General features: G+C 60.7%; 2 tRNA genes. Both read left to right on the top strand.

Going from position 1 to position 234, the window contains the following annotated elements:
• The first annotated feature begins 1 nt into the window (after position 1).
• Positions 2-77 (top strand) — tRNA-Glu (locus DIE22_RS37965).
• 80 nt (positions 78-157) lie between these two features.
• Positions 158-234 (top strand) — tRNA-Asp (locus DIE22_RS37970).

Here is a 234-nt window from a genome sequence, read left to right on the forward strand (position 1 = left end):
TGTCCCCTTCGTCTAGAGGCCTAGGACATCACCCTTTCACGGTGAGTACAGGGGTTCGAATCCCCTAGGGGACGCCAGATTCAGCGGCGTTTCGTAGAAGTGTCGCGAGGCTTGCAGGAACGTAACCGACGTCCTGCAGGTAACGGTGCAGAAAGTTGGAGCGGTAGTTCAGTCGGTTAGAATACCGGCCTGTCACGCCGGGGGTCGCGGGTTCGAGCCCCGTCCGCTCCGCCA

It is taken from the genome of Burkholderia sp. Bp9142, from assembly GCF_003853415.1.
In the GTDB taxonomy this organism is placed as follows: Bacteria; Pseudomonadota; Gammaproteobacteria; order Burkholderiales; family Burkholderiaceae; genus Burkholderia.